20 protein-coding genes, 1 tRNA gene and 1 pseudogene are annotated in these 22,625 nt (G+C 49.3%); 15 read left to right on the top strand and 7 right to left on the bottom strand.

What is annotated here, in order from left to right:
• Positions 1–69: 69 nt before the first annotated feature.
• Positions 70–142, top strand: a tRNA-Arg gene (locus R6H26_RS15090).
• A 7-nt stretch (positions 143–149) separates the two neighbouring features.
• On the opposite strand, the gene R6H26_RS15085 is transcribed toward R6H26_RS15090, so the two are convergent.
• Positions 150–509 (bottom strand): hypothetical protein, encoded by a 360-nt coding sequence (locus R6H26_RS15085; RefSeq protein WP_404791336.1) that lies wholly within the window; start codon positions 507–509, stop codon positions 150–152.
• Between the two features lie 129 nt (positions 510–638).
• Here R6H26_RS15085 and R6H26_RS15080 point away from each other — a divergent pair, with 129 nt between their 5' ends.
• On the top strand, positions 639–2,225 hold the full coding sequence (locus R6H26_RS15080) for an IS5 family transposase (protein WP_404783413.1): 1,587 nt from the start codon (positions 639–641) through the stop codon (positions 2,223–2,225).
• A gap of 84 nt (positions 2,226–2,309) precedes the next feature.
• Positions 2,310–3,514: pseudogene (locus R6H26_RS15075) on the top strand (ISAzo13 family transposase).
• Positions 3,515–3,576: 62 nt separating this feature from the next.
• Here the strand turns inward: R6H26_RS15075 and R6H26_RS15070 are convergent.
• From R6H26_RS15070 to R6H26_RS15060, 3 genes are all read right to left on the bottom strand, one after another.
• Positions 3,577–4,863: a transposase gene (locus R6H26_RS15070; protein ID WP_404783412.1), complete on the bottom strand. Its 1,287-nt coding sequence runs from the start codon at positions 4,861–4,863 to the stop codon at positions 3,577–3,579.
• Between the two features lie 126 nt (positions 4,864–4,989).
• On the bottom strand, positions 4,990–5,691 hold the full coding sequence (locus R6H26_RS15065) for a DUF433 domain-containing protein (RefSeq protein ID WP_404783410.1): 702 nt from the start codon (positions 5,689–5,691) through the stop codon (positions 4,990–4,992).
• Positions 5,692–5,809: 118 nt separating this feature from the next.
• On the bottom strand, positions 5,810–6,961 hold the full coding sequence (locus tag R6H26_RS15060) for a transposase (RefSeq protein WP_404783408.1): 1,152 nt from the start codon (positions 6,959–6,961) through the stop codon (positions 5,810–5,812).
• Between the two features lie 422 nt (positions 6,962–7,383).
• Between R6H26_RS15060 and R6H26_RS15055 the strand changes: the two genes are divergently transcribed.
• From R6H26_RS15055 to R6H26_RS15010, 10 genes are all read left to right on the top strand, one after another.
• Positions 7,384–7,980, top strand: a complete 597-nt coding sequence (locus tag R6H26_RS15055) for a hypothetical protein (protein WP_404783407.1) — start codon at positions 7,384–7,386, stop codon at positions 7,978–7,980.
• Positions 7,981–8,648: 668 nt separating this feature from the next.
• Positions 8,649–11,336 carry an ATP-binding protein gene (locus R6H26_RS15050; protein ID WP_404783406.1) on the top strand — a complete coding sequence of 896 codons (2,688 nt, stop codon included), beginning with the start codon at positions 8,649–8,651 and terminating at the stop codon, positions 11,334–11,336.
• Positions 11,337–11,493: 157 nt separating this feature from the next.
• Positions 11,494–11,895, top strand: a complete 402-nt coding sequence (locus R6H26_RS15045; protein ID WP_404783404.1) for a response regulator — start codon at positions 11,494–11,496, stop codon at positions 11,893–11,895.
• Positions 11,888–13,720: a putative bifunctional diguanylate cyclase/phosphodiesterase gene (locus R6H26_RS15040; protein ID WP_404783402.1), complete on the top strand. Its 1,833-nt coding sequence runs from the start codon at positions 11,888–11,890 to the stop codon at positions 13,718–13,720. Before R6H26_RS15045 ends, R6H26_RS15040 begins: the two co-directional genes overlap by 8 nt.
• A 43-nt stretch (positions 13,721–13,763) precedes the next feature.
• Positions 13,764–15,143, top strand: coding sequence for a sensor histidine kinase (locus R6H26_RS15035; protein WP_404783400.1), 1,380 nt, complete (start codon positions 13,764–13,766; stop codon positions 15,141–15,143).
• 57 nt (positions 15,144–15,200) lie between these two features.
• Positions 15,201–15,602 (top strand): response regulator, encoded by a 402-nt coding sequence (locus tag R6H26_RS15030; RefSeq protein WP_404783399.1) that lies wholly within the window; start codon positions 15,201–15,203, stop codon positions 15,600–15,602.
• A 118-nt stretch (positions 15,603–15,720) separates the two neighbouring features.
• Positions 15,721–16,740, top strand: coding sequence for a hypothetical protein (locus tag R6H26_RS15025; protein WP_404783397.1), 1,020 nt, complete (start codon positions 15,721–15,723; stop codon positions 16,738–16,740).
• 106 nt (positions 16,741–16,846) lie between these two features.
• Positions 16,847–16,972: a hypothetical protein gene (locus R6H26_RS15020; RefSeq protein WP_404791473.1), complete on the top strand. Its 126-nt coding sequence runs from the start codon at positions 16,847–16,849 to the stop codon at positions 16,970–16,972.
• Positions 16,941–17,426 (top strand): (2Fe-2S) ferredoxin domain-containing protein, encoded by a 486-nt coding sequence (locus R6H26_RS15015; RefSeq protein WP_404783396.1) that lies wholly within the window; start codon positions 16,941–16,943, stop codon positions 17,424–17,426. Before R6H26_RS15020 ends, R6H26_RS15015 begins: the two co-directional genes overlap by 32 nt.
• Positions 17,427–17,541: 115 nt before the next feature.
• Positions 17,542–18,531, top strand: coding sequence for a class I SAM-dependent methyltransferase (locus R6H26_RS15010; protein WP_404783394.1), 990 nt, complete (start codon positions 17,542–17,544; stop codon positions 18,529–18,531).
• On the opposite strand, the gene R6H26_RS15005 is transcribed toward R6H26_RS15010, so the two are convergent.
• The 3 genes from R6H26_RS15005 to smpB all read right to left on the bottom strand — a co-directional run bounded on the left by R6H26_RS15005 (position 18,418) and on the right by smpB (position 20,623).
• Entirely contained in the window at positions 18,418–19,491 is a 1,074-nt protein-coding gene (locus R6H26_RS15005) for an AI-2E family transporter (protein WP_404783393.1), read from the bottom strand. The genes R6H26_RS15010 and R6H26_RS15005 overlap by 114 nt on opposite strands.
• Positions 19,492–19,561: 70 nt before the next feature.
• Positions 19,562–20,140 carry a Uma2 family endonuclease gene (locus tag R6H26_RS15000; RefSeq protein WP_404783391.1) on the bottom strand — a complete coding sequence of 193 codons (579 nt, stop codon included), beginning with the start codon at positions 20,138–20,140 and terminating at the stop codon, positions 19,562–19,564.
• A gap of 15 nt (positions 20,141–20,155) precedes the next feature.
• Positions 20,156–20,623, bottom strand: a complete 468-nt coding sequence (gene smpB, locus R6H26_RS14995; RefSeq protein WP_404783389.1) for an SsrA-binding protein SmpB — start codon at positions 20,621–20,623, stop codon at positions 20,156–20,158.
• Between the two features lie 139 nt (positions 20,624–20,762).
• Between smpB and R6H26_RS14990 the strand changes: the two genes are divergently transcribed.
• A complete protein-coding gene (locus R6H26_RS14990) occupies positions 20,763–21,077 on the top strand; it encodes a thioredoxin family protein (RefSeq protein WP_404783387.1) in 315 nt (104 codons plus the stop codon).
• Positions 21,078–21,104: 27 nt separating this feature from the next.
• Positions 21,105–22,562: a hypothetical protein gene (locus R6H26_RS14985; protein ID WP_404783386.1), complete on the top strand. Its 1,458-nt coding sequence runs from the start codon at positions 21,105–21,107 to the stop codon at positions 22,560–22,562.
• Positions 22,563–22,625 lie beyond the last annotated feature (63 nt).

Raw genomic sequence — 22,625 nt, 5'->3', positions numbered from 1 at the left:
ATATAGCTCGCCAGCAGACGCGACCGAAAAACATGGGGTATTATCTGAAAGGAGAGCAGCCCCTGCTTTGCGCCCGTAGCTCAGTGGATAGAGCAACCGCCTTCTAAGCGGTTGGCCGATGGTTCGAACCCATCCGGGCGCGTTTTTATTTAAGTCAGCATTTTGAGGAGCTGATTCCTAGTTTTCCACATTTCCACTCGCCTATCTTTAGAGACTTTGGTAATAAAAGGCGCTTGATTACCTTGCGCAAATTTTTTCAGCTTTCCCAGAACATCAACCAATAGGTCTGCCATATCCTGACGGGTAAGGTTTCCCGATGTCAGGATGAAGACCTTGACTTCGGCACGGGCGATCGCCATCAGTTCCAATTGATTTTTGGCAATTGCTTTATCTTTGGTCAGCACGACCCAACCGCGATCGCCCACTACAGGAAGCCACTCGGTATCCGGCGCATTTTGCTCGAAGTGGTCGCCGTGATGTTCTATCAAGGCTCCTGTTTCTCTTAGGATCGAGGATTAAATAGGGCTTGCTGAAAAAGTATAGAACGTAGGGATTACAGTTCATCTGTCCGAACAAGGGGGTTGAAAAGTGCAAGAAAAAAGGCGAAAAATAGTCAAACCCCTTGCACTTGAGTCGGCATGTATCGGACTTCACCCCCAGGCCAACTGTCCTTTGAGAACTTCTACCTGCCCTTCGGCGGCAAATTGTCCCGTGACAATCGCTGGGTAAAGCTGGCTAAACTCATCCCGTGGGAAACAGTAGAAGCGAGTTATGCCGACCAGTTTAGTGCCACGATGGGCGCACCAGCCAAACCGTTTCGAGTCGCATTGGGAACCCTCATCATCAAAGAGAAGCTCGGCACCAGCGATGAAGAGACCGTGGAGCAGATCCGCGAGAACCCATACTTGCAGTACTTCTTGGGATTTAGCGAGTATCGGGATGAAGCGCCATTTGACTCATCCCTGTTGGTTCACTTTCGCAAACGCCTGAGTCTGGAGCTAGTGGGTCAGGTCAACGAAGCCGTCGTGCAGAAGATGCAAGGAGTGGCAGAAGCTACTGAATCACAGATGGCGGTATCGAGTGAAGCAGCATCTGAATCAGACCGTGATGACGATGAGCCACCCTCCCCCAATCAAGGGCAGCTCATCTTAGATGCGACCTGTGCCCCTGCGGATATTCGCTACCCGAGCGACTTGAGCTTATTGAATGAGGCTAGAGAGCAGAGCGAAGCCATCCTAGATGCCCTCTACGTCCAAGTGAGCGACCAATTTAAGACCAAGCCTCGCACCTACCGAAAGCTCGCGCGCAAAGCGTATCTATCCATCTCGAAGCAACGAAAACCCAGCCGTCAACTCAGGAGAAAAGGGATTCGTCAGCAACTCAACTATCTGGGTCGCAATCTCAAGCATATTGATATCCTCATAACAGCTGGGGCATCCTTGGCACAACTGAGTCGGCGTCAGTATCGCCTGCTGTTGGTCATCACTGAAGTCGTCAGGCAACAACGAGCCATGTTTGACGCCAACATCCGTCGCATCGATGACCGGATTGTGAGCATCGCCCAGCCCCATGTGAGGCCCATTGTGCGTGGCAAAGCAGGCGTGCCCGTGGAGTTTGGTGCAAAGCTATCGGTCAGTTGTATCAACGGCTGTGTGTTTCTAGACCGGCTCAGTTGGGACAATTTCAATGAGTCGACCCATCTCCAAGACCAGGTGGAAGCTTATCGGGCTCGGTTTGGCTGCTATCCCGAGTCGGTTCATGCCGACCAGATTTATCGCACTCGCGCCAATCGCAGTTGGTGTAAGGCGCGTGGTATCCGATTGAGTGGCCCGCCTTTGGGCAGGCCGAAGCAAGACCCATCGGTGCAGGCTCAACTCAAGCGACAGGCGCGTCAAGATGAGAAAGTCCGGGTCTGGATTGAAGGTAAGTTTGGTCAGGCCAAGCGACGCTTTTCTCTGGCACGGGTGATGGCGAAATTGGCCCACACGGCTCAAAGTGCCATTGCGATTACGTTTCTCGTGCTCAATTTGGAGCGTTGGCTCGCTGGGCTCTTAGCCTTGCTTTTTTGGCTTTTCGATCTGTGTCTGCAAGTCCTTCATGGCGGGATGGAGCGTGACGAAGCCGCTCAGCTGACGATGGGAGAATCGATGTCCTTTGTGTCCATTACTGAGCATTCATATCCAGCTATGTCTGAATTGGCGATCGCGTTGCCAATCTCAGTCTGAAATGACTTTTTCAGCAAGCCCTAAATAACCTCCAGAATATAGGAAGCGTGATAGCTTGAAGATCCTTTCCTTATCTGTTTTTAGATGAATCCCTACCCCTTCGCTATTGAGCAGCAAATGCAACGGCTTTACAAGTCCTTAAATGAAAAGGATCGTCGTCGTTATGGGGCCATCGAAGCTGCGAAACTGGGATGGGGTGGAATATCGTACATTAGCGCTCTGTTTGGGTGTGATTATTACACGATTCGATTGGGGCTATCAGAGTTGGATGATTTAGTGGCCATGAATCAGGCGGGGATTCGGGCAAAAGGCGGGGGACGCAAATCAGCCTTTGAGACCGTCGAGGGACTGGATGAAGTCTTTATTGAGGTGCTAGAGGCGCACACCGCAGGGTCGCCGATGGATGAGGGGCAGAAATGGACAAATCTCAAGCGTCAAGAGATTGCTCAGTTGATCGAAGTTGACGGAAAAGCCATCAGCGTTACCCTCGTTGACCAATTGCTTAAAAAGCATCATTATCGCAAACGCAAAGCTCAGAAACGACTGTCTACAGGAGAAACCGCCCATCGTAACGAACAGTTTGAAAACATCAGGAATCTTAGAAAAACCTATCAAGACTCAGGTCATCCGGTTTTAAGCATGGACACTAAAAAAAAGAGTTGATTGGACTCCTGTATCGAGAGGGTCGTTTGTATACCCAACAAGAGATTCAGGTGCTTGACCATGATTGGCCATCCCTGGCAGAGGGGGTTGCCATTCCCCATGGACTATACGACTTAGACCTGAACATCGGCTATGTGCAGATTGGGGTCAGTCATGACACGGGAGAGTTTGCCTGTGACTCGATTCGCTACTGGTGGAATCATTACGGTTCCATGGAGTATCCGAAGGCCAGTTCTATTTTGATCCTCTGTGATGGAGGCGGGTCTAACAGTTCACGCCACTATCTGTTTAAGCAAGATTTACAGACATTGGTCAATGAATTGGGGATTGAGATTCGCATTGCCCACTATCCACCGTATACCTCAAAACACAATCCCATTGAGCATCGTCTGTTCCCTCATCTGACACGGGTGTGTGAAGGTGTCATTTTTGAGTCGGTGGAAACTGTTAAAGATTTGATGGGTAAAGCCAAGACGAAAACGGGTCTGAAGGTCTTGGCGACGGTATTAGATAAGGTGTATCAAACGGGGCGAAAAGTCACCCAGGCGTTTAAGGAATCAATGGAAATCGTTTTTGATGCTTACCTGCCAAAATGGAATTACACCGCCAAGCCTCAAAAAGCTTAATTCTGGAGGTTATTTAATCCACGATCCTTAGGGCGTTTACGACCGTCTTACCGTTAGTGTCCCTAGTTTTTCGCCACAGATTTGAGACGGTCATGCTTGGTATGGTCACGCTGTAAGACCAAGAAGAAAATGGTCAAACAACTGTCTTCATTGGGGAACGCACCAATTTCATCGGACTTGTTCCTAAACTCTCGAAACAATCGTTCGAGCGCATTAGTGGTTCGGACGAGTGGATATAAGGATGGGTTCAAATCATAGAAATTAAAGGTCAAAACAATATCTCTCAAAAAGGAGCGGATGGCATTAGGTTCAACAGACTGCCAAGTCTCGACAAAGACCACCAATCGCTCAATGGCTTCCATCCAATCATCGGTTTTATAGATGTCATAGGCGTCAGTCTTAATCTGGGTATAGCGAAGCTTCTTTGCTTCTGGAAGGTCTAGGGTCTGACCTTGCGCATCTTGGATGGATAAATTCTCATAGCCCAGATGACGCAGCATTGCCCTGATTTTATGAGTGATGCACAGTTGATGCTGGGCCTGAGGTACCCAGGCTTTGAGCACAGCGGGCAATCCATTGGTCCCATCACTGACGACAACCTCAACCCCATCAAGCTTCAATCCACGCTCCTGTAAACCCTTGAAAAAAGACTCCCAGGCGAATTGAGATTCACTCTCGGCAATCTCATAGTGCAAGATTTCACGAGTGCCATCTGGATAAATGGCCATTGCCACTAAAACAACCCGTTCTTCGGCTTGACGCAAGGCGCGCACATGTCCAGCTTGGTCTTCAAAGGTTTCCCCGCTTGCATATTGAATTCTCACCCAAACACCATCGACAAGCAAAATGGGTACAGCAGTGGTAATTTTTGCCGTGCGCCGTTGATTCATCTGCTGTTGAGCGGCTTCTGTGATTCGGTTGATGGCATTGACCGATAATACAGCCCCGAGTAATGGATAGAGCGCTTCTTGCAAGTCTCGCAAGGACAGGCCCATGACATACAGACTTAGACAAAAGTTTAATAGACTGCCAAGGCCCCGTTGATAGCGCCCCAAGATTTGCCAGTCTCGGTCTCTGTTCCCATGGCGCAGCTTGGGTACCGACAAGGATTCGATGCGCCCGTATTCGCTATCAAGGACTCGCTTGAAGTAGCCAGACCGACGAGGTCGTTCTCCCGCAAGCTGATTGAGATGCTCTTGTAATTCTTCGCACAGAGCTGCTTCTAAGACGCTTTGCGTAACCCCCAGAACCTCTGTATTCAGTTTTTCCTGTAGGACTTCGTTCAACTCTGGATATGGATTTTGGGTTTGAACCCGCAGTATTTGGGCTTTGCGTGTGACGATATCCATTCTCTGTTGGCCTGAATCTCTTATCCTCAGACCTTTTCACGCTTTGGCCTCTATGGCGAAAAACTCAGGACACTAACGTCTTACCAAAACACCAATCAATGAAGAAAACAGGCTGGGCAGAGGGGGTCACGCGGCTCTATATTGAGGTTCGAAATGGATAGCAGCCTTAATCTGAAGCGGTGTGCAGTCATATTCATCGGCAATATCATCGATGGAATCGCCAGCATTATAAAGTTCAGCGATGATATCGGTGGGAACCCCTTTCCCCGCAATCACAGGCTTACCAAAGCGGATAGAGGGATCGAGAAAAATAATTTTGTCGCTTACCGGATCGGGCACCACTTCAATAATCGGAAAAAAGCGGGTTGCAAGACCATTGGCATCCCATTCAACCCGAGTAAGCAGACCTTTTAGGGTATCTCGCATAGCAAGCTGACCAGCTCTAGACACGTTTACCAGCCGCTCCATCTCGTCCACAAACAGGTCAACTCCATCCGTCTGGAACCGTTTCATGACAAGTGGATGGGTTGTGTCAAACTGCTGACCCATATAGTCCAGGGCTTTACGAACTTTATCCAGTTTGATCCCATGAATTTCTCGAATACTTCGCAGGACGTGAGCCTCTACAAGATTGGTGAACGAGAGTTGAGGTAAGTCTGGGCTAGGTCGCTGGATCAGCGGCTCAAAGGCTTGCTGACCGTTTTTCGTGAGATAGGAGCGTCCCTGAAGCCAAGTACGCAGCGTCGCCAGAGGGATACGCAAATACCGAGCAGCATCCGTCACCGGATATGCCGGAATATTGTAAACATCGTCATCCCACTTCACCATCAATCACCCGAAAGCATCTATTCCTGGATAAGACTATTTTGCCTTGTGGCACCTCTCTTTACTATAAATTCATCTGTGCTCCCTTAGTGGTGCAGAAAACTCAAAGGAGCTGAAAGCTTTAGAAGACAGTCACCTTGGCAAACTCAATGCGAGTGTTCATCGCATCTCGCTTCTTGAGAGAGGCATAAGCAGGTGGTGGATTACATCGTGGCAAATATCTCAAGGGTGGCAGCGGTAATCTTTGATAGCACAACTGATTAATCCGTCTTAGCCCGATTTGCAGAAAACTCAATCCCCTGTGAGCATGCCAATCAATGGACTTTAGTGCGCCTTGAGCGATCGTTTCAATGGCAACGCAAATGGCAATAATGGTCGCAGCCGCCAGTAACATCAGCAGTCGGCTTAAAGCATGGGCATCTCTGAGTTTAGAACGAGGCAGTTCAAAGGCGGCAGACTTGTAATCCTTGAAATGGGGTTCAATGCCACCAAAACGTTGACCATATAGCGCGAAGGTTTGCACAGAAGGCGATTTATCTGTAATCACAGCCCAAGCCTCCTGGGCGATGGATAATCGAGCGGTCGCCAAATGACAGTGGATATCTTCAAGAATCGTGACATCAGAAAATAGAAAAGCTTGTTCAGGCTCTGGCAGCAGGTCAGCAACCGACTCGGTTTGAGCATTAGACAACGTGACCCTCAAATCGGATTTAGCGCGAATTGCCCAAGACCATTGATGGCTCCGTAGCCAACGAATTAACTCACCATGCTCAAAGCCTCGGTCAGCCAATAGTGTGATTTGACAATCAGCGGGTAAGACCGTCTCAGCCACATCCAGCACTGAGCAATAGTCCGCAAAAGCGACCGTAGCACTGCCATGCTTGAGCACCTTTTGAGCCAAAGGGAAAGAGCGCCCTCCCCAGGTCAGACAGACCTCTATCAGGCAATACTCATCCCACAGCATGCTTGTATCCAGGGTCAATGTCGTCGCCATGCCCGCCCACGCTTGAAGAAATTGAAGCAGTAATGGAACATAGAATGTTTCTGAGGTGATCTTGGGATTATGAACGAAGTAGCTCAGTCGTTCCATGTGAGAGCGGGCTTTACAACGACGATGACTCAAATAAGTCAGCCAATGGCTTAAGCTGCCACTTTGGGCTTGGAGGATTGCAGCGATGTTTTCAGCAAACACAGTAAGGTGACGTTTATCTTTGGGTGTGACCCATTGACTCAGTTGAGTTTGCAGTTGACGATAGAGTTGAGGGGTTGACATAGGATTGCTCTGAGTTTGGGAACTTAAGCATCACATTGAATGCCCCTCTCTGTCACCTTTGACAGATTTGAATATTGCCTGCTGGTAAGGTCTTCATGACTTTTCTGCACCATCAAGCTGTGCTCCTCCAAAACTGGGATAAGTTTGGGATAAAAAATTTTCTTGAACGCTGAAAGCATTGCACGGATTGATTTGATGGACAGTCTTCTAAGCAGTTGGCCGATGGTTCGAACCTATCCAGGCGCGTTCGACTAGCACTTTAGACTGTCGTTGTAGCGACACCGCCGGAATAAATACCCGCCGATCGCCCTTTTGCGTCTAAGCCTTGAGTCAATTTAACTGATTTCCAATTTGAACGTTTTGTCCAAAGGGGTTGTATGCTGTAACCAACTTTACAACCCTAGATGGGGCTTCTGTCTGCGATGAAGCTTGGCAACGTTGTTAAATCCAACTCCCACTGCGACTACATCGTTCAGCTCGATGACTCGATGGAAGTTTCCAGTCCCCCGCTTCCCGACGAATACGGCTTCGGTTCCTTTGTAAAACTCGAAACTCAAGATCGGCACTGGGCGGTCGGGCTGATCTACAACTCGCAGTTGTTCAACCCGGCTTACCTCAATACAGGCCCGCGCCTCGTCAGCCAGCCCGATCCCTTCTTCACCCCAGACCTGATCCGAGAAACGCGCACGCTACTGTGGACCGTTCTGATCGGGACCCTCGAACATCAAGACGATCGCATCTACGGCTGCCAAGGGATTCCAACCGTCGTGGTTCCGGTTAATACCCCCGTGTTTTGCATGGCAGACTTAGAGATCCATGCTTTTCATCGCAATCGGGACCTGCAGAGTCAATTTTGCTATTATTCCCATCTCTTAGGGTGCGGTGGCGTCTTTGCCTCCCAGCTTACAGAGCAGGTCTTGGCTCAGGTGAGCCCGCTGTTTGAAGGTAGCGATCGCCGCGCTCTAGAAATCCTCCGCAAAGAACTCTGTTGGAAACACACCATGGGCGCGATGCGCTAACATCCAAAAGGCGCGCTGACAGACTGACTCCCAATAAAAAACCGACAAACTAACCAAGTCTGTCGGCCTGCTGTGTGTTCCCCATTGATGGCTCAGTTTCCCGAACCAACTGTAGTATGGCAAGACAAATTCAGGCCATCGGTGATGAAGATCACAACCCAACAGTGTTCTCGATCGCTGGGCTTGCTGTACGGTTAACGCAGGGCCTCGAACCCTAGCCTCTAAGTCCTGCGAAGGTTACAAGATTGTCACAATTGCTACCGTTGGCTTTGCCGCCCTTTAAAAAATCGCCTTAATTGCGACGAGTTTGAGCGGCGCTACAATGCCATTCCATATCCCCAAAAAAACAGACCTCACTGAAAGCGTCGTTTCCCTGTCAACAGCAGCCCTGCTTGTCAAGCATCATAGTCAATCTGTACAAACCCTATTTGTGCCAGCGTTGGGCAAAATTCAACAGATATAAGGGCTAGGTTTTGATCGGCTGCTTGCTTTGATATGGATAGGCGTACAGATGGGCATACTAGTGGAGATTGACCGTGCCGCAGCCGACCGCACAATACCTGGGCTAGAAGCGTTTTATGTCAGGGAAATCTCTTCGATCGTTCATTTCAAAAGCGTCCAGTAGACTTTCCCTGCAAAATATCTTAACTGTCCCCTTTGTCATTCAGATGCTTGCAGCCACTAGTTTAGTGGGCTACTTATCTTATCGCAACGATCGAGACGCCATTCACGATTTAGCGGATCAATTGATCGATCAAGTCAGCGATCGCGTCGATCAGCACCTGGATACCTATTTAGCGCTCCCCCATCAAATCAACCAATTAAACCTAGATTCCATTCAACGGGGATTACTTAACCCTAAAGACTTAGATGCAGCAGGACATTATTTCTTTAAGCAATCCCAAGTCTTCAAGCACTTTAGCTACATTGGCTACGCGCTGCCCGATAATACATCGGTAGGTGCTGGGCGCTGGCTCAAGGGTCATGACGTTGTCATCACCTATCACCCCGGCGGCAGTGTAAAAGACTACACCTATCGCCCAGATCGGCAAGGAAACCGAACGAAGTTAGTTTATACAACCAACTACAACACCTCCAACGATGAATGGTTTAAAGATGTGGTTAAGGCCGGAAAACCATCTTGGGCTAGTATTTCTTTGGCAGCAGCCTTTGAAGAATACCTCTATGCCCCTGCGGTCGCACCCATCTACGATGCCAAGGGTAAACTTCGCGGTGTTCTGGAAGTCGATTTGTTGCTACGCGACATCAGCACCTTTTTGGAAGGGATCGAAATTAGCTCCAGAGGAAAGGTCTTTATTGTAGAGCGGGACGGGATGCTCGTCGCAACCTCCGATGGATCGCCCACCTACCGAAAGATCTCGAAACACAAATCCGAACGTATTAGCGCATTGAATAGCAGCTCTCCCGCAATCCAATCGGTCAGCAAACAACTTCTAGCTAAGTTTGGCAGTTTTCAAAACATCCAAATCAAACAACACCTTGATGTAAAGTTCGATCCCAATCTTTTGAGCGAGAACCAATTTATCAATGTCGTGCCTTGGCGCGATCGGTATGGAATAGATTGGCTCATTATTACAACGGTTCCAGAATCGGACTTCTTAGGAGAGATCGAGGCCAATAGCCGTTCAACAATTCTGCTATGTTTGTGCGCTTTGGGCCTTGCAACCCTTTTAGGGAGCATCACGGCGCGCTGGCTGAGCCGCCCTATTTTAGAAATCAATGCGGCAGCAAAGGCGATCGCCGCTGGGGATCTGGATCAAACCATCGATATAGACCGCAAGGATGAACTCGGAGAACTGTCGCGATCCTTCAATAGCATGGCCCATCAACTGAAGACAACTTTCAATACCCTAGAAAAAACCAACCAAGAATTAGATCGGCGCGTCCAAGACCGCACCGCGTCGCTGACTCAGACTGAAGCAGAACTGCGCGGATTGTTTTCTGCTATGACGGATTTGGTGATTGTTTTAGATGCCCAAGGCCGCTACCTTAAAGTTCCGACCCAAAACTCCCCGCTCCTCATTGCCGCTGCCGAAACCCTCATTGGCAAAACCGTCGATGACATGCTCCCGGCAGATCTAGCCCAAAAAGCCCATCAATGGATCCGTCAGGTGCTGGAGAGTCAGCAAGCCCTCAGTGTGGAATACAGCTTATTTATCGACGATCGAGAGGCCATCTTTGCGGCAAACCTATCGCCCATTTCTGCTGAATCCGTCATTATGGCGATCAGAGATATCACCGATCTGCGACTGGCCTTGAGAGCCAGAATAGCGGCAGAAGAAGCCTCCCGTCAGAAAAATGCAGAATTGACAAGTACCTTAGAACAACTAGAAGTTGCCCAAGAAGAACTCATTCAGTCTGAGAAAATGGCGGCATTAGGGCAGTTGATTGCAGGAATTGCCCACGAAATCAACACCCCTTTAGGGGTCATTCAAGCTTCGATCGGTAACATTAGCGGCTCCCTAAAGCAATCTTTAAAAGAATTGCCGCTGCTGCTCCAGAATCTATCGCCAGAACATTTAGACGCCTTTTTCTCGTTATTAAATAGAGCGCAGCAATCTAAAGAATTGCTCTCTTCTCGCGAAGAACGTCAACTCAAGCGCGCCTTCAAACAAAGTTTAGTTGCCCAAGGCTTAGCCCATGCCGACAGCTTGGCAGACATCCTGAGTAAAATGGGAATTTCTGTTTCTTTAGAACCTATCTTACCGTTGCTTCAGTTTCCAGATTCTATCCAAATTCTCAATGCCGCCTATCAACTGTATGCCATCGAAAATAACAGTCAAAATATTCAGCTAGCCGTAGAACGCGCCTCTCGAATTGTCTATGCTCTCAAAAATTATATTCACCACGGTATTTCAGGCGCAAAAACGAATGCCTCTGTCACCGAAGGTATCGATGTGGTTTTGATCCTGTACCAGAATCAACTGAAACGCGGCGTTCAGGTCACCAAGACCTACGAGACCGTGCCGCAACTGCTCTGCCACCCAGAGGAATTAATTCAAGTTTGGTCGAATCTGATCGGTAACGCCATTCAGGCAATGAATTACGACGGAAAATTAAACATTGCCGTTAGCCAACAAGATCGTCATGTTGTCGTACGGATTACAGACTCCGGCCCTGGCATCCCCCCTGAGATTCAAGACAAAATTTTTCAGCCCTTTTTTACAACTAAGCCCATGGGAGAAGGCAGCGGTTTAGGGTTAGATATTGTCTATAAAATTGTCAAGAAGCACCATGGCAAAATTGAAGCGATCGGTCAACCGGGGCAAACCACGTTTAGCGTTTGGCTACCGCTCCTGCGCCCCATCCCAAACAGCGTTTCCGAAGCAGAATGATGGATCCCAATCGACGTGCTGCGTGCCGAAGGGTCAATCGGAAAACAGCACCCCAAAAATGTATGGAGATTCGCTAGTTTGGGCACCATAGCCAATATTTCTCTATTTAGATATAAATCGCCGCATATAATATTGACGAGCCGATTTTCAAGGGGATATGCCCAATAAAGCTATTTTGTGCGTCGATGACGAGCGGATTGTTTTGCTGAGTCTGAGGGATCAGATTAGCAAACACTTCGGCGATCGCTACCGTTACGAAGTAGCGGAAAGCGCTGATGAAGCGTGGGAGGTGATTGAGGAACTGATTGAGGAAGGGGTTCGACTGTTAGTCATTGTCTCAGACTGGCTGATGCCCAGGGTTCGAGGAGACGAGTTTTTAGTTCGAGTGCATGGACGGTTTCCCGATGTGGTGACGGTTTTACTCACGGGTCATGCCGATGAAGTCGCCATTGAGCGCGCTCGCCGCCATGCCAATCTCTTCGCCTGCATTGCCAAGCCTTGGAGTGAAGATAACCTGATTGAAATTATTAAGTCAGGCTTGGAAAAAGCAGATGACTAAAGGCGCTATTGTTTGTATCGACGACGAAAAATCGGTGCTGCTCTGTTTGCGAGATCAACTCAGCCGGATTCTAGAGTCTGGCTACACCATTGAGCTGGCTGAAAGCGGAGAGGAAGCCCTCAGCTTGTTTGCAGAACTGAATGAAGAGGGGATTGAAGTCCATCTCTTGATCTGCGATCAAATCATGCCAGGCATGAGCGGGGTAGATGTGCTTATGGAAATTCAGCAACAATATCCCCATACCCTTAAGATTCTATTGACCGGGCTAGCTAACTTTAACGATGTCATTAAAGCCCTCAACTATGCCAATCTCTATCGCTATATCCATAAACCCTGGGACGAGGTGGATTTAGGGTTAACCATCCGAGAAGCGCTCCGGAGCTATGACCAGAGTAAGCAATTGGCAGCACAAAATCGACAGCTTCAGCAAATGAATCTAGATCTCCAGCGCGAAATCGCCGATCGCCGCTGCGCTGAGACCCGATTAGCCCACGATGCCCTCCACGATGCCCTCACCCAATTGCCCAATCGCGTCTTATTAACCGAGCGGATTCAGCAAGCAATTCAAGCCTCCCATCAAGATCCGACCTATCAATTTGCCGTACTGTTCATCGATCTTGACCGTTTTAAGGTGGTCAATGACGGGCTAGGCCACCTGGTAGGAGATAAATTGTTGAAGGCGATCGCCCAACGCTTACAGCATTGCTTGCGCGCCAATGACCTGATAGCTCGCTTTGGCGGGGATGAATTTAGCATCTTATTGGATAATATTCAAAACCAAGCTGAAGCGCTTCAGGTCGCCCAGCGCCTCTTGACGGCCTTAGAAAGTCCTTTCCATCTGGGAGAACATACCCTGTTTGCGAGTGCTAGCATTGGCATCGCCGTCGGTTCTTCAGATCATGAAAATGCAGCCGATTTACTGCGGGATGCCGATCTTGCCATGTATAGCGCCAAAGGCAGAGGGAGGGGCTGCTATGCGCTCTTTAGCCAGGAATTGCACCTCCAGTCCGTCAAGTTGCTCCAGATCGAAAGCGATCTGCATCGAGCATTAGAACGGCAGGAATTCATTCTCTATTACCAACCCATCGTATCGCTTGAAACAAGCACACTCATCGGATTTGAAGCCCTCGTCCGTTGGCAGCACGCCACCCGAGGCTTTATCGCTCCAGGCGATTTTATTCCCATTGCGGAAGAAACAGGGTTTATCATCCCCTTGGGAATGTGGGTTTTGCAAAAAGCCTGTCTGCAACTGCGGGCATGGAACTTGGCCTTTCCTCAGCAGACTGCGCTAACCATGAGCGTTAACTTAGCGAGCAAACAACTTCAAGACCCCAGATTCATCGAGCAATTAGATCGCGTTCTTGCAGAAACGGGCTTAGATGGCAGCGTATTAAAACTGGAACTTACCGAGAGCATGTTACTAGACAACATTGAATCGGTGCTACAGACCTTAGCCAGCATTAAGAGCAGAAATATTCAACTGAGTATCGACGACTTTGGAACTGGTTACTCGTCCCTCAGCTATTTGCCGCGCTTCCCTATCAATACGCTCAAAATCGATCGCTCCTTTGTGGATCGGATGACTGTGGATGCCGAGAACTTAGAGATTGTCAGGGCGATCGCCACCCTAGCCCACAGTATTGGTATCGACGTGGTTGCAGAAGGCATTGAAACTGTCCAGCAGCTTGAACTTCTGCAAACACTCCACTGCGAATTTGGGCAAGGGTACTTATTCTCTAAGCCCCTAGATCCCCACATAGCAGAACAGTATATTGGGAAAGCTAGAAAATTAAATGTTTCCCGCAAAGAAATGTTTAACCTTTAAAGACACACTCTGATTTAGACAGCCCTCGACTATATTACATTTCATGAAACTTCAGAAGCATCATTTCTTGAGAATTTTAGATGCATTGCTATTGGTCACTGGTGTGTCAATGTTCATCACAGACGAACCAGTTTTACTATTTCATGTTGTCATTATGTTGCTGACGATCGGCGCATTTTATTGGCCCTTTCGAAGCTCTGTCATCAGATCGATTTTTTGGGTTACAGCGGATTCTCTGTATATTCTACACGCTGTCAACACTGGAAAAACTGGGGCAGACGAATTAATTGAAATCCCGTTAATGACGGTTATTTTAGTGATTATATTTCTAATTGCTCAACAACGTTCGAAAGCTGAGCAACAAGCCCAACGCCTGAATATCGAACTCGAACAGCGAATAACAGAACTCAACCATGCCAATCAAGAATTAGAAGATTATACCCAGAAACTACGACAAACCCAAGCCCAACTGATTCAAGATGAAAAAATGTCAGCTTTAGGGCATTTGGTTGCTGGTATTGCCCATGAAATCAACAATCCGCTGGGTGCAATTCAAGCCTTAATTGAAAATATTATTGCTTCTTTAGAGCAATCCCTTCTAGAGTTACCCGTTTTGTTCCAGACATTATCCCCAGAACGTCAAGCCGATTTTTTTGCGCTTGTGGATCGATCTAAAGACTCCAAAGGCTTTTTATCTTCTCGCGAGGAACGGCAACTCAAACGAGATCTAACTCAAACGCTAACCGAACAAAGCGTTGAGAATGCCGAGCAGATGGCCAATTACCTCAGCAAAATGGGCATTGCGACATCTCTGGAACCTTTTATGGGCTTACTTCTCACTCCCAATAATCAGAATATTTTCAAAACGGCCTACCATCTTGGAACGGTTCAAAATAGCAGTTATCATATTCAGTTGGCGGTTACTCGAGCCTCTAGAATTGTATTTGCCCTTAAAAACTATATTCGCCAAGATCCAGGAGGCGTAAAGATAAAAGCCGACATTGCTGATGGAATCGATACCGTCTTAACGATCTATCACAATCAGCTAAGTAAAGGCATTGAAGTGACCAAAGACTATAATAAAGTTTCGCAAATTCTCTGTCACCCCGATGAATTAATGCAGGTTTGGTCTAATTTAATTGGCAATGCGATTCAAGCAATCCATCATCGGGGCAAATTAGCGATCGCCGTGCGAGAGGAAGCGGATCGTGTCATCGTTGAGATTGAAGATTCAGGGAGCGGAATACCTTCTGAAATCCAAGACAGAATTTTTGAGCCCTTTTTTACAACAAAGCCTCCTGGAGAAGGAAGCGGACTAGGATTGCATATTGTGCGGCAAATTATTGAAAGACATGGGGGCAAAATCGTTTTCGCGACTCGATTCGATGGCACGGTTTTTAGGGTGTGCTTTCCCATTCAATAAAATGCTCGGCAAGCTATATATTCAATTCGAAGAATTTCATCAAAAATTATGGAAGCAATGAGTAATGTTGTGATTTTGTGCGTGGACGACGAACATATTATTTTAATGAGTTTACGAGAGCAGCTCAATCGAAATTTTGGCGATCGCTATCGCTATGAAGTTGCCGAAAGTGTTGCTGAAGCCTGGGAAGTGATCGAAGAACTTTCTATGGACGGGTCAAGAGTTCTCATCATTGTCTCGGACTGGCTCATGCCTGAAGTCCGCGGCGATGAATTTTTGGTTCAAGTTCACAAGCGTTTCCCCGGCATAGTGAACATCATGCTCACGGGTCATGCCGATGAAGTTGCCATAGAACGGGCGCGTCAGCATGGGAATCTATACGCCTGCCTCTCAAAACCTTGGAGCGAAGAACACTTGATCGGCACGATTCGAGCTGGATTGGAAAACGAAGCGGGCTAAAATGGGTAAAGTTAATGAAGCTATTGCAAAACGAATTGCGATCTTGAAATCACAAATTCTAGTTAGTAAGAGAATATTCTATAGTGCTGGTTAAGTCCATCCCGATTTTGCTGAAGTAATGACCATTCCTGAAGCAGACCTAGACGGTCGTGTAATTTTTTATGAAGCGGCCCCTCCCTTGGGCAGAAGCAAGCGAATTTTACACGTAAATGGGGTGGCGAGCGATGTCGCAAAACAGCATCGCGACCTAGAGACTTTAGTGTGGCTTACCCTAGAGCGCCCCTTTGATGTGATGGGAATTCACAATAGCACCCAGGGGATTCAGGCGGATTTAACCGAAAGCCTCCTCGGCAAAGCCGAACTCTACCGCTTTTGGCCAGAACACAGGCTTGCTAGCAGCCAGAAGCGTCTTTCGAGCTATGCCGAAATCCTGCGATCGCTGTGCGACCAATCGTTGGCCCCCGATGCGGATATTTTGGCGGCGGCTAAGGGGTCCGTTAAAGGGCTGCCGTCCTTGGATATGGATTTGCTGCGGCGCTTGACCAGCCTGTCCTCTCTGAGCTGGGACGACTTAGAAAACACGCTGTACGGCATGTATCCCGCCGGCGCGCCCCGCCCGACCTTGCGCCTTGCTTACGAAATCGCGACCGCGCTTCGAACGGGCGCTGAGGTCTACGTCGTGGCCCACAGCCAGGGGCTTATTATTACGGCGTTGGCACTCCACATCGTGCAGCAATTTTTTGGAGACTATTCGAAATGGGCTCAAACTCTGCGGGTCATTGGCTACGGACCCGCCATCATGTTTGAAGATCTGCCAGCCCCAGCGCGATTGCAAGCTATTTTGATTCAACACCGCCAAGACCATGTAGCAGAGTCATTTAGCAACCTGCGCAATGTAAATCTTTGGAATAACTTACAAAATCAAGCTCGCAACCTCGTCGAGCGGGCCGATAGCCTCATTCAAATTATCGGCACGGACTCTCACCATAGCGCCAGCCTATACTTGGGGCTGACGGGCGATCCGGCGGGCGATCGCTCGGCCAAGCTGATCCAGCAGCTCTTGCTGGGCAACTGGGATGACGACCCGGTTATCCAAAGCCTTCGCTCTACTCGCATTATTATTGAGGGCTCCCATTAACCCCCCATTAGCTCTCCATCAATCGAGATAAAATTTTGCAGGGTAGGCCCGACTGCGATAGCGTAGAGGACAGAATCTAATCTTTTGAGTTGCGAGAAGCTGAATAATGATGGAGATGAAACTCATTTTGGCTGGATTGACGGTCGTGTTTACCCTATCGTGCCTGTTTTTTGGGACGAAAAATGGGTTTTACGACAGCGATGACTACCACGGGAATGGCTCGGCTCATTAACCTAACGCTACAGTCGGCTTACAACTTAAATCGGATGATTTCTTCAGAACAAGACTCAACGCCGCAGGCTGTCGTTCGATCCGCTGCCCTTCAAGGTCGGGTTGAATCCTTGGGGCTTAATGCGATTCAGCGACACCTCTTTTTATGTGCCGACCAAACCCACGCGCTGTGTTGCGACAAGGAAGTGGGCCTCGAGTCTTGGAACTATCTCAAAGCGAGACTGAAGGAACTGCAGCTCGATCGGGCCGCGCCAGACCGACCGGCTTGTATTTTTCGAACCAAGACGAACTGCCTCAGGGTTTGCCAAAATGGGCCTATTTTATTGGTCTATCCCGATGGGGTTTGGTACCACTCGGTTACCGTTCCCATCCTAGAGCGCATTATTCAAGAGCATTTAATTGGCAATCGCGTCGTGCAAGAGTACGCGTTTGTGCGATCGCCACTGATGGCCTGATGTTTCAGTCAATTCAGCCTCTAGCAGGCTCATTGTAAATTTCCAGATCGATTTGGCCTAATATCGGGCGGCCCGAGGCTATGCTCGAGTTTTCACAGCCTTGTTGCGCTCCAGCATGAATTCCATTTCTGACACGGCTCGTGCAGTCGCGATGTATCGCGCGTTAGAAACCGAACGACCGGATGCCCTCTTTCAAGACACCCACGCTCGGCTTTTGGCGGGAGGGCGCGGTGAAATGATGGTCAAGATCGTCGGCAACGATCGCCAAATTGCCAATCTGATTGCAGTGAGAACTTACCTGATTGATGAAATTATCGAGCGACTTGTCAGTACGGAAAAGATCGATCTAGTCCTGAACCTAGCTGCGGGGTTGGATATGCGTCCCTATCGGCTGGCTCTGCCTTCGACGCTGCGTTGGATTGAAGTCGACCTGCCCGATCTTTGCGAGTATAAGGATCGAAAGCTTTGGGGAGAGAAACCTTCCTGCACTTTAGAGCGCGTCAAGCTCGATCTAACGCATCTCGCGTTGAGAACTGCTCTGTTCGCGACAGCAAATCTAGAGAGTAAAAACGTATTGATCCTGACGGAAGGGTTACTCTCCTACTTATCGGAGGAGCAAGTTAAGCTGCTTTCTGCTGACTTATACCAGCAATCTAACTTTCGCTGGTGGCTGTTTGAAATGATGTCTTCTGTGGCGCTCAAACCGTCTGTTAATGACTGGTCTCAGAAGATCGCGAATCAATATTTATCCGATGGGAAACCCGTTTTTCTGTACGCGCCTGAAGTCGGCGCTGAGTTTTTCCAAAACAGTCTTTGGAGCATCGCTGAAACGCATTATGTTTGGGAAAAGTCGCGCCACCTAAACCGAGGGGTATGGTTTGCCGGACTTTCAGAATTTTTGATCCGTCGGTTTGCACAAGAAAACTGGGACGCGCTCAGACAGCACAATCGAATTGTTTTATTAGAGAAGCAATCTCCACCGCGAGCCGAGCTAAATTCCAGTAGTTCGAGCCATCCGATCGGAATCGGTATCGAGGGGCGATCGCATCGCGTCGGCCATGCGTTTGATCACGCTGGCGATGGGCACGGCAATCACCAAACCTAGCACCCCCGCTACTTTGCCGCCGATAAAGAGGGCAATAATGAGCCAGATGGGATTCAGTCCGATGGAACTGCCCACCAGACGCGGAGACACGACATTATCGTTGATCAAGCCGATCGTGATGGCTGAGGCTAAGACCTTTAACCCCAATGTAAAATCTTGTAGCGCAACCAGCACGCTAACCACCACCACCATGACCGTGCTGGCATAGGGGATGAGGGTTGTCAGTCCAATGCTGACCCCAAACAAAACCGCGTAGGGGACCCCTAAGGCCACAAATGCAATGGTCTGGGCCGCACTCAAAATCCCTGCCAGGAGCGCCTGGGCGGCAAAGTAATTTTGAAAGGTTTGCTGGAGCGACGTTTGCAACGGCTGACTCCAGTGCGTCGGCAACCAGCTAAAGATGCCCTGCCACGACCTTTCACCATTGAGCACCATAAAAATCGTCAGGACCAAAAGCAAAAAAATGTTAATCAGACTATTAATGGTGCCGAGGATAAAGCTGAGCAGTTGGCTGCTGGTGGCTTGCAGAATGCCGGACAACTGCTCGATTTCTCGTTCGGCCACCTCGCCAATATTGGCAGGTAATCTTTGGGCGATCGCCCACTGCTGGATCGCCTCTATCTGCTGAATCCCAGAATCGATCAGCGTGGGGAGGCTCGCAACCAGTCCGCTCAGTTGATCGACAATGAGCGGAACCAAGGTTAAGCCTAAAATTCCCAAGACGACCAGCGCGACGCTTAAAACAATGCTGATGGCGACAAACCGCTGGATGCCTCGTCTTTGCAAGATCTGAATGGGAAAATTCAATAAAAATGCCAAAATAATCGCCGTGACGAGCAAGCTGGCAAGGGGCTGAAGATAGCTAAACAGCAGCAAAAACAGCCAGCCGTTCAGAAAAGCTAAGGGGAAAACGAGCCAGAGTCTCAGCCAAAACGGGAGGTCTTTGGTCAATTGAAGCATGGGACGATTTTCTCAGGTTATCGAATCGAGCGACGCGGCCACGCCACCGACCGATTGAGTTCAAACAATCCTAATCCAAAATTCCCTTCAACTCCAACACAAATCCTGGCAGCACCTCTTCACCGGACAAGCTTACAGGAGACTTCAACACCTCAACATTATTTTGTCCAAATCGATAAATTTCAACTTCTTTGTCCTTTGGATTTAAGAACCACCCTAACCGAACCCCATTCTCTAGATACTCTTTCATTTTGTCTCGAAGAGACTGAGCCGAGTCGCTTGCAGAGCGAAGTTCGATGACAAAGTCAGGTGCAAGAGGTAGAAAACTCTCTGGGTCGGGATCGAGCGCATCTAATCGATCTTTCCTGACCCAAGCCGCATCCGGCGATCGCACCGCACCGTTGGGGAGCCTAAACCCCGTAGACGAATCAAAAGCCACACCCGTCGCATCAGTCTCCGACCAAACCGAAAGTCTGCCCGTGAGGGAAGCGTTACGCTTTCCCGATTCCCAACCTGTAGGTGGCATTACAATCAGTTCTCCTCGCACGGTGAGTTCGAGCCGAACATCGCGATTAGATCGGCAAAGCTCGCGAAATTGTTCGTGAGTCAGGGTTGTGATGGCATCCAGATTCAGCGTGACGGCAGTCATAGGATCGCTCCGGTTCTAATCTCGATCGCGGGTTTTCATAAAGCGTTCCATATCGCGCTTATCCTGCTTCTCCTTGAGGGAGTCGCGCTTGTCGTGTACCTTTTTACCGCGAGCAAGGGCGATCGCCACCTTGACCCAGCCCCGCTTAAAGTACATCTTGAGGGGAATGAGCGTTAATCCCTTCTGCTCTGTTTGACCGATCAGCTTGCGGATTTCCTTATCGTGGAGTAATAGCTTGCGGTTGCGCAGCGGCTCGTGATTGAAATATTGACCGACCGTATTTTGAGGCGAAATATGAACGTTCAGCAAAAATGCCTCTCCACCCCGGATCCGCACGAATCCATCCTTGAGATTCACCTTGCCAGCGCGCAGGGACTTGACCTCCGTCCCCGTCAGTTCGATCCCAGCTTCATAGACCTCTAGAATTTCGTAGAGGAAGCGGGCTTGGCGGTTGTCGGTAATAATTTTTTGGGCGTCGCTCATACGATCTACTTTAGCTTGCGGAGGCTCATAACTTTTAACCTAGGTCGCCTGAAAGAAGGCAAAAATCCGCAAAGATGAGCTGGTAGCATGAAGGTGACGCAATTCGAAGCCGTAACGCGGCGCGCAACCTCTAAACTGTATGACATTATCCCTGATCAAATTTTCCTCCGAAGACTGCGGTATCTGCCACAAAATGTCCTTTTACGACCAAAAGGTCGCCACGGAACTGGGACTCGACTTTATCGATGTCAAAATGCAGGATACCGCCACCTATCGCAAGTATCGCAAGGTGCTTCTATCCCTGTATCCCGATAAATCGCAGATGGGTTGGCCCACCTATATTCTCTGCACCCAACCCGAAGCTGAATTTAAGATCGTGGGCGAGGTCAAAGGCGGTCATCCCAAGGGAGAGTTTCGCGATCGCCTCCAAACGCTCTTGAATACTGCCTCCTAGGTCCTTCCTGTCAGCTCGCCGAGCGCCATGTCCACAACGCCCCTGCCGCGAAAACCCGCCCCAATTTCTAATCCATGGCTCAAGAAGCTCAATGCGCTGCTTGCGCTGGTGGCACTAGCAAACCTGGGGCTGGTGCTATTCGACGCGAGCTACATTCGGTTTCGGGATTTGTACTTCCGCTATCTGCCCCAACTGACCCAACGCTACGACTGGGTCAAAGGGATCGAACCGTTTCGCGACACCGAGCAATACCTGACGGTCGCGGACCAGCTAGAAATGGCGATCGCCCAGAAGGGGCTGAAGAGTCCGCAGGTGAGCCAAGCGCTTGCAGATTTAAGGGATCGCAGCGTCAGCATGGTCCAGGAAGATCCGTTCCGAATTGCGAACAAATCGGGAAACCTGGAACGGCTCAAAAACCGAATGCGGCAGCACATGAAAACCAAGTCTTCCAGGGATGCCTTTCGAGCCTTTTGGAGCCTCCAGCACCTCAACGAACAAAATTGGCGAGCAGAGCTGGCCTTTTTCGACCGGAATTTTCGGCCCATCATAGCGGCCAACTACTTTCGCCCCATTGATGAGAGCGGCGATTTTGTGAATCGCTTTTGGATCCTCGATATTGGATTTGTCGGACTGTTTGCAGCGGATTTGCTGGTGCGCGTCATTTGGATTCGCCGACGCCATCGCACCAGTTGGAAAGACGCGCTCCTTTGGCGCTGGTACGATCTGCTGCTGCTGCTCCCGTTTTGGCGCTTTGCGCGCGCGATCCCGGTCTCCATTCGCCTGCACCAAGCAGGGTTGATCGACCTGCACAATATTCAAGAGCAGGTCAATCGCAACATCGCCGAAAACATTGCGGCAGAGGTGGCCGAACTCGTTCTGATTCAATCCTTCAACGCCGTCCAAGGGAGCGTCAAGCAGGGACTTTTACGGCAATCGCTCGAGGCATCTACTTCAATCGTAAATCCCCTTATGGTAGATGCGAATCAAATAGATGAATTAAGCGCCATCAGCCATCGCCTCGTGGAGGTCGTTCGAGCTGTATTGCCCAAAGTCCAGCCCGATGTTGAGGTCCTCGTGCGGCATACCATCCAGCAGGCGATCGCCCAGTCTCCTTTTTACCAGACTGTGCGCGTGCTTCCCGGCTTCGAACGGCTAGCAGACGAAATTGCCAAGCAAGTCACCCATCAGGCGCTGCAAACTGTTTCTGGAACCCTCGCCAGCGCTGTTTCGGATGAAATCAGTCCGAAGTTAATCCGGCAGTTAGGCCAACACTTTCTGGTACAGGTGCAAGCGGAACTCGATCGAAAGCAAACCCTAACGGAAATCGAAACCTTGCTGGTAGCCTGGATTGAAGATCTCAAACTAACCGTGCTTCAGAACTTCGACGCTCAAACTCAACCGCAAGTTTTGCGCGAGGCAGAAAGAACCCGCTGGTTGAGAGAACCCAGCCCCGTCGAAGTCTTGCCTCAGCAGCGAAAGCCCTAGCCCTTGGCTCTAGCTGCGGCACCAGCGCCTTAAATTTGATATACTCTATTGAATGAAAGGACA

It is taken from the genome of Altericista sp. CCNU0014, from assembly GCF_044923475.1.
Lineage (GTDB): Bacteria > Cyanobacteriota > Cyanobacteriia > Thermosynechococcales > Thermosynechococcaceae > JAAURS01.
This window is presented reverse-complemented; position numbering and strand designations above follow the sequence as displayed.